This is a genomic window from Kutzneria buriramensis (assembly GCF_003387475.1).
In the GTDB taxonomy this organism is placed as follows: domain Bacteria; phylum Actinomycetota; class Actinomycetes; order Mycobacteriales; family Pseudonocardiaceae; genus Kutzneria; species Kutzneria buriramensis.
Map to the genome: position 1 here is coordinate 158,207 of NZ_QUNO01000002.1, position 16,214 is coordinate 174,420.

Below are 16,214 nucleotides of genomic sequence, written 5' to 3' on the forward strand. Positions count from 1 at the left end.
ACCGTGAACGAGGAGATGGCGTGACCGTCGATGGCCGGGTAGTCGCGGGCCGTTACCGCTTGGGCCGACGGATCGGCAGCGGCGCGATGGGCGTCGTGTGGCAGGCGCACGACGAGCTGCTGTACCGCACTGTGGCGGTGAAGCAGCTGTTGCTTCAGCCCGGCCAGTCCGAGGCGGACGCCGAGGAGGCGCGCCGCCGCGCCATGCGCGAGGGCCGGATCGCCGCGCGCCTCCAGCATCCCAACGCGGTCGCGGTCTTCGACGTCGTCGACGAGGGCGACGGCATGCCGTGGCTGGTGATGGAGTACGTGCCCTCCCGCAGCCTGTCCGCGGTGCTCGAGGAGCAGGGCACCCTGCCGCCGCAGGAGGCCGCCCGCATCGGCATGCACGTGGCCTCCGCGCTGGCCGCCGCGCACGCCGCCGGCATCGTGCACCGGGATGTCAAGCCCGGCAACGTTTTGCTCGGCGACGACGGCACCGTGAAGATCACCGACTTCGGCATCTCGCGGGCCCAGGGCGACTCCACGGTGACCGCCACCGGCATGCTCGCCGGCACGCCGGCCTATCTCGCGCCGGAGATCGCCAAGGGCCACGACCCGACCCCGTCCTCCGACGTTTTCTCCCTCGGGGCAACGCTTTACGCCACGGTTGAGGGCATTCCGCCGTTCGGCCTCAGCGACAACCCGTTGGCACTGCTGCACAAGGTGGCATCCGGGCAGATCGAGCCGCCGCGCCAGGCGGGACCGCTCACGCAGCCGCTGCTGTCGCTGCTGGCGGCCGAGCCGACCGAGCGCGTGACGATGGTGCGCTGCCGCGAGGCGCTGGGCGCGGTCGCCTCGGGCCGGCCCGCGCCGGCGATGCCGATACCGACCGCGGCGCCGACGATGGCCGTCCACGCGCACCACCCGTCGCCGATGGCGACCCGGGTGGAGCAGCGTCCGCTCGGCGGCCCCCCGCGGGCCACCTCGACCACCGCCATGCCGCCCGTTCGGCCGAAGGGCCAGACCAGTTCCGGCGGCCCGAACCGCGGGGCGGTGATCGGCATCGCGGCGGCCGTCGTCATCGCGGTGATAGTCGGCGTGATCCTCGTGACGAACCGGATGAACCACACCACGGCGGACGGTTCGGGCGGTGGCGGCGGCGGCTCGCAGGGCGGCGGCAACACGTCGACCACCACGAGCGCGCCGCCCGCGACGGCCATCAACCGGCCGCCGGTCACGTCGCAGCCGGACCTGACCGCGCAGCAGCAGGCGATCACCGACTTCTACGCGCAGCTGCCGGGCAACGCCCAGAACGCGGCCCAGGCCTTCCTCACCCCGGACTTCCAGGGCGGCGCCGAGGCGTTCGTCAGCCAGATGAGCGGGCTCAAGGCGGTGACGCTGGACAACGTCCAGCCCGGCGACTTCTTCTTCCGAGCCGACGAGCACCTCGTCGCCAAGGATGGCAGCAAGACGGTGCAGCCCGTCGGCATCGGGTTGAAGTGGGCCAACAGCCAGCTCTACATCCAGAAGGTGCAGAACCTGGGCGCGGCGAAGCCGGAGAGCTGACGCCGCGCCCGTCCGGCCTCAGGCCGGCAGCACCGCTTCCACGGCCGCGACCAGCCCGGCGTCCTCGGGCTCGGTCCGCGGCCGGAACCGGCCGACCACCTTGCCGCCCGGCGCCAGCAGGAACTTCTCGAAGTTCCACTGCACGTCGCCGGCGGCGCCGTCGGCGTCCGCGGTCTGGGTCAGCTCGGCGTAGAGCGGGTGCCGGCCGTCGCCGTTGACGTCGAGCTTGGCCAGCATCGGGAACGTCACGCCGTACGTGGCGGAGCAGAAGTTCTGGATCTCCTCGGCGGTGCCGGGCTCCTGGCCCATGAACTGGTTGCAGGGCGCCCCGACCACGCTGAAGCCGCGGTCGGCGTAGCGCTCGTGCAGGCGCTCCAGGCCGCCGTACTGCGGGGTCAGGCCGCAGCGGGAGGCCACGTTCACCACGAGGAGCGCCTTGTCGCCGAGCGCGCCCAGAGTGGTCGGCTCGCCGGCGAGTGTGGTCAGCTGGAGATCGAGAATGCTCATGACCGGAAAGCCTAGACGGGAGAGCGGCGTGACCGAGTTGCACGAGCTGTCGGCACTGGAGCAGGCCGCGGCGGTCCGGGCCCGCGAGGTCAGCCCGGTCGAGCTGGTGGACCACCACCTGGCCCGGATCGAGGCGCTGGACGGCGAGGTGCACGCCTTCGTGACGGTGACCGCCGAGCCGGCCCGGGAACAGGCGCGGGCGGCCGAGCAGGCGGTCGTCGCCGGCGAGGAGCTGCCGCCGCTGCACGGCGTGCCGACGGCGATCAAGGACCTGGCCATCACGCAGGACGCCCCGACCGCGTTCGGCTCCGCCGCACTGGTCGGCTTCCGGTCGCCGCTCGACGCCGACGTCGTGACGGCGCTGCGGCGGGCCGGGATGATCAGCCTCGGCAAGACGACGACGCCGGAGTTCGGGCTGACCGCCCATGCGGAGACGGACTTCGGCCTGGAGACGCGGACGCCGTGGAACCTGGCGTACTCGGCCGGCGGCTCCAGCGCCGGCGCGGCGGCGGCCGTGTCGGCCGGCATGGTCGCGCTGGCGCAGGGGAGCGACGGCGGCGGCTCGATCCGTATTCCGGCGAGCGTGTGCGGGTTGGTGGGGCTGAAGCCGTCCTGGGGGCGGGTGCCGGACGGCCCGACGCCGCCGGACGCGACCCGGCTGTCGGTGCGGGGCGTGCTGACGCGGACGGTGCGGGACTCGGCGGCGGGGCTGGACGCCCTGGTGGCCCTGCGGCCGGGCGGGCTGGTGCCGATCGCCGGGCCGGACGGGACGTTCCTGGCGCAGGCCGACCGCGACCCCGGGCGGCTGCGGATCGGGCGGTTCACCGCCGCGCCCACCGGCGTCGACGTCGATCCGGAGTGCGTGCGGGCGGTGGACGTGGCGACCGAGCTGCTGGTGGCCGCGGGTCATGACGTGGAGGAGATCGAGCCGCCGGCCGGGCCGCAGATGACGGAGGTGTTCCTCCAGGTGTGGGCCCTGATCGCCGCCGCGACGCCGGTGCCGGCCGGGAAGGAGGAGCTGCTGCGGCCGGTGACGCGGATGCTGCGGGAGCGCGGGGCCTCGATCACCGGTGCACAGGCGCTCGGGCTGCTGGGGGCGTTGCAGGGGGCGTCGCGGCCCGTGATCGACCGGACCGCCGCGTACGACGTGGTGCTGTGTCCCACGCTGGCGATGCCGCCGCGGCCGGTGGGGTGGTTCACGGAGACGGGGGATCCGGCGGAGGAGTTCGAGCGGACCATGCGGTTCGTCGCCTTCACGCCGTTGCAGAACGCCACCGGCCAGCCCGCGATCTCCCTCCCCGTGCACCAGACCCCCGACGGCCTCCCCGTAGGCGCCATGCTGGTCGGCCGCCCCGCCGACGAGGCCACCCTGATCTCCGTCGCCGCCCAGCTGGAGTCCGCCACCCCCTGGCCCACCCGCCCCCGCCGCTAACCCCCGCGAGTCGCGCTCTCAGACACACCGAATGTCGGTTTCGGGCAGAACCGAGCCTCAGGTCTCACGTCTGCCCGAGACCTACATTCGCCCTGCTCCTGGGCGCGACTCGCGGGGGTGTGCCTGGGACGTGCATTCGGTGGGTCCCAGAGCGCGACTCGCCGGGGTTGGTCACCAGCGGGTGGTGATGGTGCGGGCCGCGGGGCGGCGGGGCCAGGGGCGGCCGGCGGGTGGGCGCTGGGGGCCGGGGCGGTTCGTGGTGCGGGTCATCGTCTGCTCGGTTCGGGGTCGGTGCCGGGTTGGGGCTCGTGCGCCGATGCGGTGGTGGAGGTCGGCGTGGCGTCGGCAGCGTGGTCGGCGGTGGTCCAGGCTTCGGTGAGGGCCTGGGTGAACAGCTCGGTGGGCTGGGCGCCGGAGACGCCGTAGCGCATGTCGATCACGAAGAACGGCACGCCGTTGGCGCCGAGGCGAGCGGCGACGGCGGCGTCCTCGTCGACCTCGGCGGCGAAACGGTCGGAGGCCAGCACCGAGCGGACCTCGTCGGGGTCGAGGCCGACCTCGGCGGCCAGGGCGACCAGCGAGTCGTGGGAGAAGACGGAGCGCTGCTCGGTGAAGTGGGCCTTGAACAGGCGCTCCACCATCGCGTCCTGGAGGCCGTGGGACGCGGCCAGGTGCACGACGCGGTGCGCGTCGGCGGTGTTGCCGATGTGCAGGCCGACCATGTTGTACGCGAGGCCCTCGCCGGCGGCGGTCTCCGTCACGCGGGCCTCCATCTGGGCGGCCTCGTCCACGGTCATCCCGTACTTCTGCGACAGCATGTCGACGGTCAGCTCGGTGCCGCCGACGGGGTAGTTCGGGTCGAGCTGGAAGGAGTGGTGCACGACCTCGATCCGGTCGCGGTGCTCGAAGCCGGCCAGCGCCCGCTCGAACCGCCGCTTGCCGATGTAGCACCACGGGCAGATGACGTCCGCCCAGATGTCGACGCGCACCACAACTCCTCTAGCTCGAAAAACTCCTAACCAGTGCGACGCAATCCGAGCGAGTTTTGTTCCAGGGCGGCGAGCTCGCCGATCACCTTGCGCCGGCCCTTGCGCCAGTCCACGGCGGGATCGTCGCTGACGGTGGCCAGCGACCGCAGCGGCAGCCGGGTCAGGGCGCGCAGCGCCAGCAGGTCCTCCCCGCCGTCGAGCCGCCCGATCCGACGCGCGGCCCCGGCGGACCGGGCGTAGCGCAGCCGCAGCGGCAGCCAGATGGCCAACGCGAACAGCACGGGGCCCAGCACGAGCGCCACGGGTAGCCAGAACGCGAGGCTCTCGGCGATGTCGATCTCCCCGTGGCCGGCGTTGACGAGGGTCGAGCCGGCGTTCACACCGGTGCCGAGCGTGTCGGCGAGCTGCCCGCCGACCAGCGGCACCTTGCCGGCGCTGGCGGCGGCGTCGTGGAACGTGTCCCGCAGCCCGCTGCCGGCGTCGACGAGCTTGTCACCGGGCGCCCGTAATCGTTGGACCGTGTCGTGGACCTGCGCCCCGAGCCAGATCCACGCGCCCATCCACGCCAGCACCACGACGTCGGCGAGCACCTGACGCAGAAACCGGCTTGGCCGGTCCGCGTACCACTTCACCCTGCCCTCCCGGCAACATCAACTTGTTGGCGACACCGAAGTCTGGCCGGCGGCCGCGGTGGTGGTGCTCTCGGGTGCGGTTGTGGTTGTCGTGACGGGAGTGGTCGTCGTGGTCGTCGGCGCGACCGTGGTCGTCGTGGGCGGCGGCGTGGTCGTCGTGGACGACGTGGCGGTGGTGGCGGCCGTCGTCGTTGCCGTCGACGAGTGTGTCGTCCGGACCGGCGCGATCTGAACCGGCGACTGGCTCGACGAGGTCGACGCCGGCGGCACGACGGCCGGCGTCTGCGAGTGGGCCGGCGGATCGGTGGGCCGAAGCAGGAACAGCAGCCCGGCGACGGCCGCGGCGGCCACGGTGGCGACCGCGCCGACGGCCATCGGGGCGCGGCGACGGTGGCGCGCCTGGACCGGCGCAGCCGGCGGCAACGGCGTCGTCGGCTGCACGAGGAACGACCCGGACAGCGCCGCGACGATCTCGTCGGCCGACGGCCGCGCGGCGGGATCCTTGTCCATCAGGCGCGTCAGCAGCGGCGCGAGCCAGCCGGCCCTCGTCGGCGCGGGCGGCGCGTCGGTCAGCACGGACGTCATGGTGGCCAAGGGATCGCCGCGATCGAACGGGACGATTCCTTCTACAGCCGCGTAGATCGTCACACCGAGGGACCAGAAGTCCGACTCCGGACCGCTTTCCAGCCCCCGGACCCGCTCGGGCGCCATGTACGACGGCGCGCCCACCAGCACCCCGGCGGCGGTGATCGAGCTGTCACCCTCGGCGCTGGCGATGCCGAAGTCGGCCAGGTGCGCTCGCCCGGTGGCGTCCAGCAACACGTTGCCGGGCTTGACGTCCCGGTGCAGCACCCCGCTCTCGTGCGCGGCCCGCAGCGCGGCCACGAGGTCCAGGCCAATTTCCGCGGCCCGCTCCGGTGGCAGCGGACCATCGACGGAGATGACGTCCGCCAGCGTCCGCGACTCCACGTGCTGCATCACGATCCACTGCCGGTCGTCGTGCTCGACGACGTCGTAGACGGTGACGACATTCGGGTGCACCACGCGGGCGGCGGCGCGGGCCTCCCGCAGCACGCGCTCACCCTGCCCGGTGACGTCCTTCATGGCGACGTCCCGGCCCAGCAGCGTGTCCCGCGCCAGCCACACGGTGCCCATGCCACCCGCGCCGACCTTCCTGACCAGCGCGTATCGGCCGGCAACGGCCGGCGGCCCCGACGCTTCGTGAGCAGTCACCGGGGCCGGGTACCCCCGTTCATCGCAGGGCAATCAGGACGTCATTGACTGCCCGACTTGCCGAGCTTTAAGTTCGGCGAACTAACTAAGCTGGTTGGAGGTAGCTGTGGCCGCCGATCCCACTCCCGCGGACAGATTCAGCTTCGGCCTGTGGACGGTCGGCTGGCGCGCCAACGACCCGTTCGGCGAGCCGACCCGACCGGCCCTGGACCCCGTCGAGAGCGTGCACCGGCTCGCGGAGCTCGGCGCGTGGGGCGTCTCCTTCCACGACGACGACGTGATCCCGTTCGGCTCGGACGACACGGTGCGCGAGGAGCGGGTGAAGCGCTTCCGCAAGGCGGTCGACGAGGCCGGCCTCGTCGTGCCGATGGCGACCACGAACCTGTTCACCCACCCCGTGTTCAAGGACGGCGGCTTCACGAGCAACGACCGCTCGGTACGGCGTTTCGCGCTGCGCAAGGTGTTGCGCAATGTGGATCTCGCCGCGGAGCTCGGCGCGACCACGTATGTCCTGTGGGGCGGGCGCGAGGGCTCGGAGACCGACGCGGCCAAGGACGTGCGCGCGGCGCTGGACCGCTACCGCGAGGCGATGAATGTACTGACGCAGTACGTCATCGATCAGGCCTATAACGTCAAGTTCGCCATCGAGCCGAAGCCGAACGAGCCCCGCGGTGACATCCTGCTGCCGACGATCGGCCACGCGCTGGGCTTCATCTCCACACTGGAGCACGAGCACCTGGTCGGCCTCAATCCCGAGGTGGGCCACGAGCAGATGGCCGGCCTGAACTTCGTGCACGGGATCTCGCAGGCGCTGTGGCAGGACAAGCTGTTCCATATCGATCTGAACGGTCAGAAGGGTCCGCGCTACGACCAGGACCTGATCTTCGGCCACGGCGACCTGCTCTCCGCGTTCTTCCTCGTGGATCTGCTGGAGCAGGCCGGATACCGCGGACCGCGACACTTCGACTACAAGCCGCTGCGCACTGAGGACGTCGACGGCGTGTGGGCCAGCGCGGCCGCGAACATGCGGACCTACTTGCTGCTCAAGGAACGCGCGGCCGCCTTCCGGGCCGATCCGGACGTGCAGGAGGCGTTGCGCGCGGCCAAGGTCGACGAGATCCTGCTGCCGACGTTGTCGCGCCGGGAGAGTGTGGAGCAGTTCCGTACGGCCGACGCCGACTTCGATCCGGACTCGGCAGGGGCCAGGGGATACGGGTTCGTGCGGTTGTCGCAACTGGCGTTGGAGCATCTGGTCGGAGCGCGGTGATCGTGATCAGCGACGCCCCGGGCAACCCCTGTTTTCTCACGCCGATTCCACAGCGGTCCACCCCGTCTGCAATTTGCATCCACGACTATTGGGGCAGCCGCGGTGAGCCCCGTTTACTTGCACTCAACGAAGAATTGGCCCGGTAGAGCGCGACACCGTCGTCGCGACCCGCTCCGGGCCCGGGCACTGGGCCGTCCGGTGGGCCGGCGCGCGGCCCGACCGCCCTGATCGATGGGCCGATGGGGGTCGATCGCTCGACAAAACTTCACCCGCCGGCAATCAACCTGTTTCATCGACGACAGTGGTGTAGGAGCCCGTCCGCCACTCGTCCTAGGTGTCAACGGGGGTCGACTCGTGGTCACGCTTCGGCTTGGTCAGAACGACGGCATTTTCGGGACCGTTAGGGCACGGCTTCGGTATCCTTCACCGCCTGATGGCAGTCGCCCTGATAAGCAGTGGGTCGCAGCCAGACGCGAGAGGGAAGGCGGTCTGCCCTGAACCCGGATCGGAGGCTCGTCTCCGCCGGCGCGGCGCCGGATGTGTCCACTCGGGACAAAACCGGCGCACCCGCGATCGGCCGCGTCCTGCTGGGCAGGACCGACGAGCTGGCACAGCTGGAGGACAAGGCCGGCCTGGCGGTCGAGGGCCGCGGCCAGGCGGTGCTGCTGCGCGGGCCGTCGGGCATCGGCAAGAGCCAGCTGTTGCGGGCCGCGGAACAGCGCTTCGCCGCGCGGGGCATGCGGGTGCTGCGCGCCGACTGCACCGAGGTCGGCAGCGCCTCCGGTTACGCCGCCGTGCGCGCGCTGTTCGACGGCATCGATCAGGATCTTGTGCAGGGCGCGGCCCGCTGGGCCCGCGCCGCGCTCACGCCCGGCGACGACGGCGACCTGCCCAGCGGCGGATATGCCGTGCTGCACGGGCTTTACTGGCTCGTGGTCGGCCTGACCGGCGAGCAGCCGCTCGCGCTGATCGTCGACGACGCGCACTGGGCCGACAATTCGTCCTTGCGCTGGCTTGACTTCCTGCTGCGCCGCGCGGACAACCTGCGCCTGCTCGTGGTTGTCGCGCAACGAACCGGCGTCGCGGATGGTGAGTTGCTCACGCAGCTGACCACCCACGAATCCTGCACGACGCTCGACGTTCGCCCGCTCGGCGCGGACGACGTCGTCGATCTGATCGCCGCCGGCCTCGACGAGGTGCCGGCGCCGGCGTTCGCCGCGCGCTGCACCGACGTCAGCGGCGGCAACCCGCTGCTGCTCGACCGGCTGCTGAGCGAGTTGCGGCGCAACGGTGTGCAGCCGGACGCCGCGAGCGTGGAGTTGGTGCAGGAGATGGGCCGGGACGTGCTCGCCGCGTCCGTGCTCTCGGCCCTGGCCAAGCAGCCCGACTACGTCACCGCGGTGGCGCGCGCCGCCGCGGTGGTCGGCACCCGGCCGCCACACCTGGTCGCCGCGCTGGCGCAGGTGCCGGCGCGTTCCGTGGAGACCGCCATCGGCCTGCTGTCCCGCTGCGACGTGCTGGACGAGCAGGGCCGGGACTTCGTGCACGACCAGGTGCGAACCACCATCCTGGCCGGCATTTCCGAGCAGGAGCTGCACGCCGTGCGGGCGCGGGCGGCGCGGCTGCTCAACGATGAGGGCCGGCCGGCCGAGGCCGTCGCCGGCCACCTGCTGCTGACCCCCGTGGACGAGCCGTGGATGCAGCCGATCCTGCGCGACGCCGCCGCGAGCGCGAACCGGCGGGGCTCCGCCGAGGCCGCGATGGGTTACTTGCAGCGAGCGTTAGGATCCAAATGGTTGGACGCCGACACCCGCACCAGGTTGCAGATCGACCTGGCCGGACTGCTCGCGCAGGTCGACCCGGCGAGTGCGCTGCCGACGCTGCGTGAGGTGTTGGGGCGGCTCACCGACGTCCGCGAGCGCACGCCCGTGGCCGCCCTGTTCGCCCGCGCCGCCCAGCCGGTGTATTCCTCGCAGGAGGCGGTGGAACTGCTCGTCGAGGTGATCGACCAGCTGGACGCCGTCATCGGGCCCGAGCCCGGCCCGGCCGACCGGGAGCTGCGCGCGCTGGCCGAGTCGGCGCTGCTGATGTCCGCCACCGACGAGTGCTCCACGCTGCCGCTGGCCACCGCCCGCGCGCACGCGATCGCCGACCCGCCCGGCCACACCGCCACGGAGATGCTGACGCTGTCGCTGATGGCGATGCTGTCGGCGTTCGAAGGCGGATCGGTGGAGACGGTGCTGCGCCGCGCCCGCCGGGTGATGGAAACACCGGATGTCCCGGTGGACGGCATGACGCTGCTCGGCGGCTCGCTGGCGTTCGAGATGGCCGGGGACATCGACTCGGCGCTGGCCGGACTGGATCGCACGCTGGCCGAGACCCGGCGGCGCGCCGAACCCGTGATGCACGTGATGGCCCTGGGCTTCCGGGCGGTGATCCAGCGCCGTCGCGGCGAGCTCGCCGAGGCCGTCGCCGACGCGCAGACCGCTGCCGACGTGGCCGGCCAGGAGCTGCCGGGCCTGGTGCTCACGCTGCCGCAGATCGCCCAGGCCGGCGTCTTCGCCGACCTCGGGCAGCCCGACCGCGCGCTGGAGCTGCTCGGCCAGGTGGTCCGGCCGCGGTACGAGGAATTCGGCTGGGAGTGGTACAACTACGCGCTCGTGCGGGCGAAGGTGTCGCGCCAGCTCGGTGATCTGACCGGCGCGCTGGAGATGTTGCGGCGCTGCGAGCGGAGCCTGGACGAGGCCGGCATCACCAACCCGATGTACGTGATGTGGTGGCCGGAGGCGGTGGACATCCTGGTGGAGCTCGACCGCCGTGAGGAGGCCGCCGAACTCGTCGGCCGGATGAGCGACAACATCCATCGGTGGCCGATTCCCAAGGCGGCCGGGCTGATCGCGCTCGTCACCGGGCTCGTCGCCGAGGACCCGCGGGACGCCGTCGCGCCGCTGACCGTGGCGATCGACCGGCTGGAGGCCTGCGGCGCGGTGCCGGACCGGATCCGCGCCGGGCACCGGCTCGGGCAGGCGCTGCTGCGCGCCGGCGACGTCAAGCAGGCGCGGCAGGTGTTGCGCGCCACCATGGACGTCGCCACCCGCAGCGGCGAACGGGCCGAGCTGGCGGAGATCGGCAAGCTCGTGGTGGAGGCGGGCGGTCGGGTGCGCAAGCAGACCGACTCGCCGATGGACGCGCTCACCGGCAGCGAGCGCCGGGTGATCGCGATGGCCGCGGAGGGCCTGAGCAACCGCGCCATCGCCGAGTCGCTGTTCGTCGCGCTGCGCACCGTCGAGGTGCACCTCACCAGTTCGTACCGCAAGCTCGGCGTGTCCGGGCGCGCGGAGCTGACCGCGATGTTCCGAGCCGAGCGGTAAGCCGGCGACCATGGCGCCGCGTGCCCCTGCTTTCGCGGACACCCTCGCCGACCGTCAGGTCGAGGTGGCCCTGTTGCGGGCGGTGCTGGCCGGGGCCGCCGAAGGCCGGTCCGCGGTGGTGGCCGTGGAGGGCCCGCCCGGCATCGGCCGCACGGCGTTGACCGCCTGCGCGGACGCTGTGGCGTCAGAGGCGGGCATTCGCGTCGTGCACGCCACCGGGGCGTCCAGCGAGGTGGAGACGCCGCTCGGTGTGGTGGCGCAGCTGATGGCCCCCTTGCTGCCGGCCGACAGTCCACAGTGGACGGCATTGCGCAGCGGGGCCGGGCCGTCCGCGCTGGGCCAGCTGATCCGGGAGTTCCTGTCGGCCGCCCGGCAGCGGCCGCTGCTCGCGATCGTGGACGACGCGCAGTGGGTGGACGCGGAGTCGTTGCGCTGGCTGCAAGGCGTGGCGCGCCGGATGACCGGCACGCGCCTGATCCTCTTGCTGACCTCACGTACCGGCAGCGATGTCGACGTCACCGCGACCCATCAGCTGCGCCTGGCGCCGCTGGAACCGGCTGCGGTGCGGGCGGTGCTGGACCGCGAATTCCCCGACGGCGTGGGGGAGGAGTTCGCCAGCATCGCCGCGGAGGGCACGCGGGGCAACCCGGCCGTGCTGCGGGCCGTGCTGGGAAGGCTGTCCGCGCAACGGGTTCTACCGGCCGACCGCTCGATTCCCCAGCTGCGGGAGGCGATCGCCGAGGCCGCCAGCGACATGGTGTCCCGCACCATCGACGGCCTGCCGGCCGAGCTCGTGCTGCTGCTGCGGGCCATCGCGATCTGCGCCGGCGTGCTGGACTTCGACCTGGTCTGCACGGTCGCCGGCCTCCAGTCCTGGTCCGCGCCACGGGCCCGGTCGGTGCTGCACAACGCCGGCCTGATCACCACCGGTGTCCGGCCGCGGCTGGCCGCCTGGGTGTCGCCGGACCGCCTGCTGGCCGGAATGCCGGTGGCGCAACGGGAATCGATGCACGCACACGCCGCCCGGCTCGGCCACCTCAGTGCCGCCGAGGACACCGGCGTGGCGACGATCCTGTTGGGCACCAAGGCGATCGGCGAGCCGTGGGTGGTGGACGTGCTGCGCCGCGCCGCCGCCTGGCACAACCTGGCCGGCGATGCCACTTCCGCCACGAGGCTGCTGTCCCGGGCCACCCGGGAGACCGCGGACCCGCTGGCCCACGCCAAGGTGCTGGTGGAGCTGGGCGAGATCGAGCTGCTGGAGAGCCCGGAGGCGGCCGACCGCCACCTCGGCCAGGTTGTTGTCGCCGACAGCGGTCCGGAGATCGGACCGCTGCGGGTGCGCGCCGCCGACCTGCTGTTCTGCCGCGGCGCCGGCATGCTGGTGCGGCGGCTGACCTCCGAGGCGTACCGCAGCCGCCGGGCCGACGGCGAGTCGGCGGACCGGCTGGTGGCGGTGCACTGGCTGGCCGAGGACGACGCCGCCATGCCGATCAGCCTCGACGGCCCGCCGGAACTGGCCGAGTGGCCGGAGGATCCGGTGCAGGCCGGCGTCGCCGCCTGGCACCTGGCCATGGCCGGGCGGGACATCGAGCGGTGCAAGACGCTGGCGCGCAAGGCGATCGCCATCGACGGGCCGGCCGGGGCGCGGACCTGCGCGGCCTGGGCGCTGGCCGTCGCCGACGAGCTCGACGAGGCCGCCGCCGCGCTGCGAGCACTGCTCGGCGACCTGCGGTTGCCCGCCGACCGGGTGCTCGCCGCGTATGCCTGGAGCTGCGCCTCGGATCTGGCCGCGCGCCGCTTCGACCTGGACGCCGCCGAACGCGCCCTGGCCACGTCGCTGGAGCTGCTGCCGCTGGAGCGCTGGCACCCGCGGGTGTCGCCGAGCCTGGTCGCCGCCCAGGTGCTGATGGCCCTCGGGCGTGGCGAATTCGATACGGCGCAACGGATCGCGCGCAGCCACCCGGCCCCGACGGGCCTTCCCGACGGCATGACCTGGCCGCACCTGCTGTACGCGCACGGGCAGCTCCGGCTCGCCGCCGGCGATCACGAGCAGGCCGCCGGCATGATGCTCGAGTGCGGCCGTCAGCTCCAGGCCAAGCAGGCCGACAACCCGGCGCTGATCTCTTGGCGGGCGCCAGCGGTGATCGCGTTACGCGCGCTCGGGCGGTCCGAGCAGGCGGAGAATCTGTTGGCGGCCGAGCACCGGCTGGCCAAGACGTGGGGCGCGCCCAGCGTGATCGCCCGCGTCGAGCAGCTGAGGAGGGACTGACCACCGTGCTGTGCGAACGGGAGACCGAGTTCGGGCTCGTCGCCGAGGCGTTGCAGGCGGCCGCCGACGGCCACGGCTCGCTGATGGTGATCACCGGTCCGCTCGGCATCGGAAAGACCGCGCTGCTCGGTGGCCTGCCCAGTCTCGCCGGCTTACAGGGCGCGCGGGTGCTGCGCGCCAACGGGGCCTTGCTGGAACAGGACTTCGCGTTCGGCCTGGTGCGCCAGCTGCTGGAGCCGGTGCTCGCCGCGGTGCCCGCGCGGCAGCGTGACGGGTGGCTGTCCGGCCCGGCCGAGCCGTCGCGGCTGGTGTTCGACGACTTCGCCGGCCCGGACGAGACCCAGGAGTGGGAGCACCTGCGCTGGGACGACGGCCGCCCCGACGGCGGCGTCCGGCACACCGTGCTGCACGGCCTGCTCATGCTGCTGACCGCGATGAGCATGGAACGTCCGGTGCTGGTCGTGGTGGACGACCTCCAGTGGGCCGACCAGCCGTCGCTGCGCTGGCTGGGGTATCTGGCCAAGCGGCTGGGCGGAGTGCGCGCCACCGTCGTCGTCACGGTTCGGGAGGGCGACCCGCTGTCCGAGCGGCCGCTGGTGCGGGCCGTCACCGACGGCGCCCGCCGCACCCTGCGGCCCGGGCCGCTGTCGCTGGCCAGCACCCGGCTGATGGTCGCCGAGGAGTTCGGCGAGCCCGGCGAGGAGGAGTTCGTCCAGGCCTGCCACGAGGTCTCCGACGGCAACCCGATGTTCCTGATGTCGGTGCTGCTGGGCATGGCCGTCTCCGGCTACCGTCCGATCGCCGCCGACGCCCCGATCGCCCGCTCGCTGCTGCCCTCGCAGCTGCGCGAGCGGCTCACCTCGTGCCTGTCCAGCCAGCCGCAGGGCATCCAGTCGTTCGTGAAGTCCATGGCGGTGCTCGGCGAGCAGGCCGACGCGGAACTGCTGGGGCAGCTGTGCGAGCTGGATCCCATCGGCTGCACCGAGGCGGCCCGGGTGCTGGACCGGATGGGGCTGCTGGCCTGGACCCTGCCCGTGCCGAAGTTCCTGCACCTGGCCGTGCAGGACGCCGTGGAGCAGCTGATGCGCGCCGACGACGCGGAGCGGCTGCACCGGCGGGCGGCCGAGTTGCTGCACGCCGGCGGCTATCCCGCCGAGCAGGTGGCGGCGCACCTGCTGGTGATCAGCGCCGACCAGGACGACTGGACTATTTCGGTACTCCGAGCGGCCGCCGACACCGCGTTGTCACGCGGCGCTCCCGAGGTGGCCACTCGCTATTTGCGGCGCGCTTTGCTGGATTGTTCATCCGACGGACCCGACCGCGCCATGTTGCTCGTGGATCTGGCGACCGCGGAATGCTGGTTCGATCCGGCGGCCGCCGTCAGACATATTTCGCAAGCCGTTCCCCTGCTCAGTTCCATGCGTGAACGGGCGATGGCCGTCGCGCGTATCGCGCCGCCTTTGCTGGGGGTCGCCTCCTCGCCCGTGCTGGACGTGATCGCGCAGGTCGCGGCCGAGCTCGGCGACCCCGACCAGCTCACCGGCACCGACCGCGAGCTGGCGCTGTCGCTGGAGGCGCGGCTGCGGTGCACCCAGTGGGACAACCCGGCGCGGCTGGCCATGGCCGTCGACAGGCTGCGTGAGCTGGGCGAACACCCGCCGCTGGAGACCCGCGGCGAGCGCGAGCTGGCCGCCGTCCTGCTGCACGCGGCGACCCTGAACACCGGCCTGTCGGCGGCCGAGGCGGCTCCGCTGGCCCGGCGCATCGTCGAGCACGAGCCGGCGGTGGCCAGCCACGCGCACGCCGCCGTGCCGCTGGTCGTCACCACGCTGCTGGCCGCCGACTGCGACGACGTCGCCGGACCGTGGCTGGAGCTGGCCCTGAGCCGGGCCAAGCGGCAGAACGCGATCGTGCCGCAGGCGATCATCACCACCCACCAGTCGGTGATCCTCATGCGCGCCCGCCTGCGGTCGCAGGCCCGCGCCGCGGCCACCGAGGGCCTGGAGCTGGCCGACGCGGACTGGCTGCGCACGGTCGCGTCGCCGACCAAGGCGCTGGCCATGGTGGCCATCGAGACCGACTCCGCGGAGCTGGCCGAGCGGCTGCTGGCCAAGTGCACCGAGCAGGGCGAGCTGCTGCCCAGCCTGTGGCCGTTGCACATGCTCCGGGCCTGGCTGGCCGCCCGTGAGGGGCGGCTCGGACCGGCCCTGAACCACCTGTACGACCTGGGCCGGCGCGCCGACCGCAACGGCTGGCGCAACCCGGCGCTGGTGCCGTGGCGGAGCTGGGCCGCGGGCCTGCACCACCAGCTCGGTGAGCAGGCCGAGGCGGTCGAGCTCGTCCGCGCCGAGCACGAGCTGGCGCGGGAATGGGGCTCGGCCACGGCCGTGGGGCGGTCGCTGCGGGTGTGGGGCAGCATCACCGAGGGCCCCAAGGGCGTGCAGCTGCTCCGCGACGCCGTGGCGACCCTGGAGAACAGCTCGCACCTGCTCGAGTTGGCCCGGGCGCAGGCCGCCCTGGGCGACGTGGTGGGTGGCGCGGAGGGCGACGTGTACGTGAGACACGCAGGGGCCGTCGCGTCCACCCCCTGGCTACCCGTACGGACCACTACACCCAGCCGTACGGGGGTCGCGCGGACCGATCTGACCAAGACCGAGCGCAAGGTGGCGACGCTCGCCGCGGCCGGCCGCACCAACGGCGAAATAGCCGATGAGCTGGGAGTTTCCTCCCGTGCGGTGGAGAAGCACCTGACCAACTCCTACCGCAAGCTGGCCGTCGCCGGCCGCGCCGGGCTGGTGGCGGCGATGCGCGCGGAGGCGGGCTGACATCGTTGTCAGACCGGGTGGCAGGGACCGAACCGCACCTACCGCACCCCTGCCACCCCACCGAACCAACAGAGTTCTCCGACCACAGTGTTAGTGCCCACTAGTCCCCACAACGTAGACGGGCACGACAAGGCCTTCATAC

General features: G+C 72.7%; 10 protein-coding genes. 6 read left to right on the top strand and 4 right to left on the bottom strand.

Going from position 1 to position 16,214, the window contains the following annotated elements; all coding sequences use genetic code 11:
* The first annotated feature begins 20 nt into the window (after window positions 1-20).
* Entirely contained in the window at window positions 21-1,547 is a 1,527-nt protein-coding gene (locus BCF44_RS05650; RefSeq protein WP_116173045.1) for a serine/threonine-protein kinase, read from the top strand.
* Between the two features lie 18 nt (window positions 1,548-1,565).
* Here the strand turns inward: BCF44_RS05650 and BCF44_RS05655 are convergent, their stop codons facing one another.
* Window positions 1,566-2,054, bottom strand: a complete 489-nt coding sequence (locus BCF44_RS05655; RefSeq protein WP_116173046.1) for a glutathione peroxidase — start codon at window positions 2,052-2,054, stop codon at window positions 1,566-1,568.
* 28 nt (window positions 2,055-2,082) lie between these two features.
* Between BCF44_RS05655 and BCF44_RS05660 the strand changes: the two genes are divergently transcribed.
* The gene (locus BCF44_RS05660; protein ID WP_170217352.1) at window positions 2,083-3,486 is read left to right on the top strand and encodes an amidase; all 1,404 of its coding nucleotides are present in this window, start codon (window positions 2,083-2,085) and stop codon (window positions 3,484-3,486) included.
* Window positions 3,487-3,752: 266 nt separating this feature from the next.
* On the opposite strand, the gene BCF44_RS05665 is transcribed toward BCF44_RS05660, so the two are convergent.
* The 3 genes from BCF44_RS05665 to BCF44_RS05675 are packed head-to-tail and all read right to left on the bottom strand — an operon-like array spanning window position 3,753 to window position 6,340.
* Window positions 3,753-4,475 (bottom strand): DsbA family oxidoreductase, encoded by a 723-nt coding sequence (locus tag BCF44_RS05665; RefSeq protein ID WP_116173555.1) that lies wholly within the window; start codon window positions 4,473-4,475, stop codon window positions 3,753-3,755.
* Window positions 4,476-4,501: 26 nt separating this feature from the next.
* Complete coding sequence (locus tag BCF44_RS05670) at window positions 4,502-5,107, bottom strand: hypothetical protein (protein ID WP_116173048.1); 606 nt, start codon at window positions 5,105-5,107, stop codon at window positions 4,502-4,504.
* A gap of 18 nt (window positions 5,108-5,125) precedes the next feature.
* Window positions 5,126-6,340, bottom strand: a complete 1,215-nt coding sequence (locus BCF44_RS05675) for a serine/threonine-protein kinase (protein ID WP_147328396.1) — start codon at window positions 6,338-6,340, stop codon at window positions 5,126-5,128.
* Between the two features lie 106 nt (window positions 6,341-6,446).
* On the opposite strand from BCF44_RS05675, the gene xylA reads away from it, so the two are divergent.
* The 4 genes from xylA to BCF44_RS55320 all read left to right on the top strand — a co-directional run bounded on the left by xylA (window position 6,447) and on the right by BCF44_RS55320 (window position 16,072).
* Window positions 6,447-7,607 carry a xylose isomerase gene (xylA, locus tag BCF44_RS05680; protein WP_116173050.1) on the top strand — a complete coding sequence of 387 codons (1,161 nt, stop codon included), beginning with the start codon at window positions 6,447-6,449 and terminating at the stop codon, window positions 7,605-7,607.
* Between the two features lie 539 nt (window positions 7,608-8,146).
* Window positions 8,147-10,978 carry a LuxR family transcriptional regulator gene (locus BCF44_RS05685; protein WP_170217353.1) on the top strand — a complete coding sequence of 944 codons (2,832 nt, stop codon included), beginning with the start codon at window positions 8,147-8,149 and terminating at the stop codon, window positions 10,976-10,978.
* Between the two features lie 10 nt (window positions 10,979-10,988).
* Entirely contained in the window at window positions 10,989-13,247 is a 2,259-nt protein-coding gene (locus BCF44_RS05690) for an AAA family ATPase (RefSeq protein ID WP_116173052.1), read from the top strand.
* Window positions 13,248-13,252: 5 nt separating this feature from the next.
* Window positions 13,253-16,072, top strand: coding sequence for a helix-turn-helix transcriptional regulator (locus BCF44_RS55320; RefSeq protein ID WP_170217354.1), 2,820 nt, complete (start codon window positions 13,253-13,255; stop codon window positions 16,070-16,072).
* The last annotated feature ends 142 nt before the right edge of the window (window positions 16,073-16,214 follow it).

Bases quoted from the DNA above. Each gene is read 5' to 3' on its own strand.
- BCF44_RS05655 (WP_116173046.1), bottom strand. From the start codon at position 2,054: ATGAGCATTCTCGATCTCCAGCTGACCACACTCGCCGGCGAGCCGACC.
- BCF44_RS05690 (WP_116173052.1), top strand. From the start codon at position 10,989: ATGGCGCCGCGTGCCCCTGCTTTCGCGGACACCCTCGCCGACCGTCAG.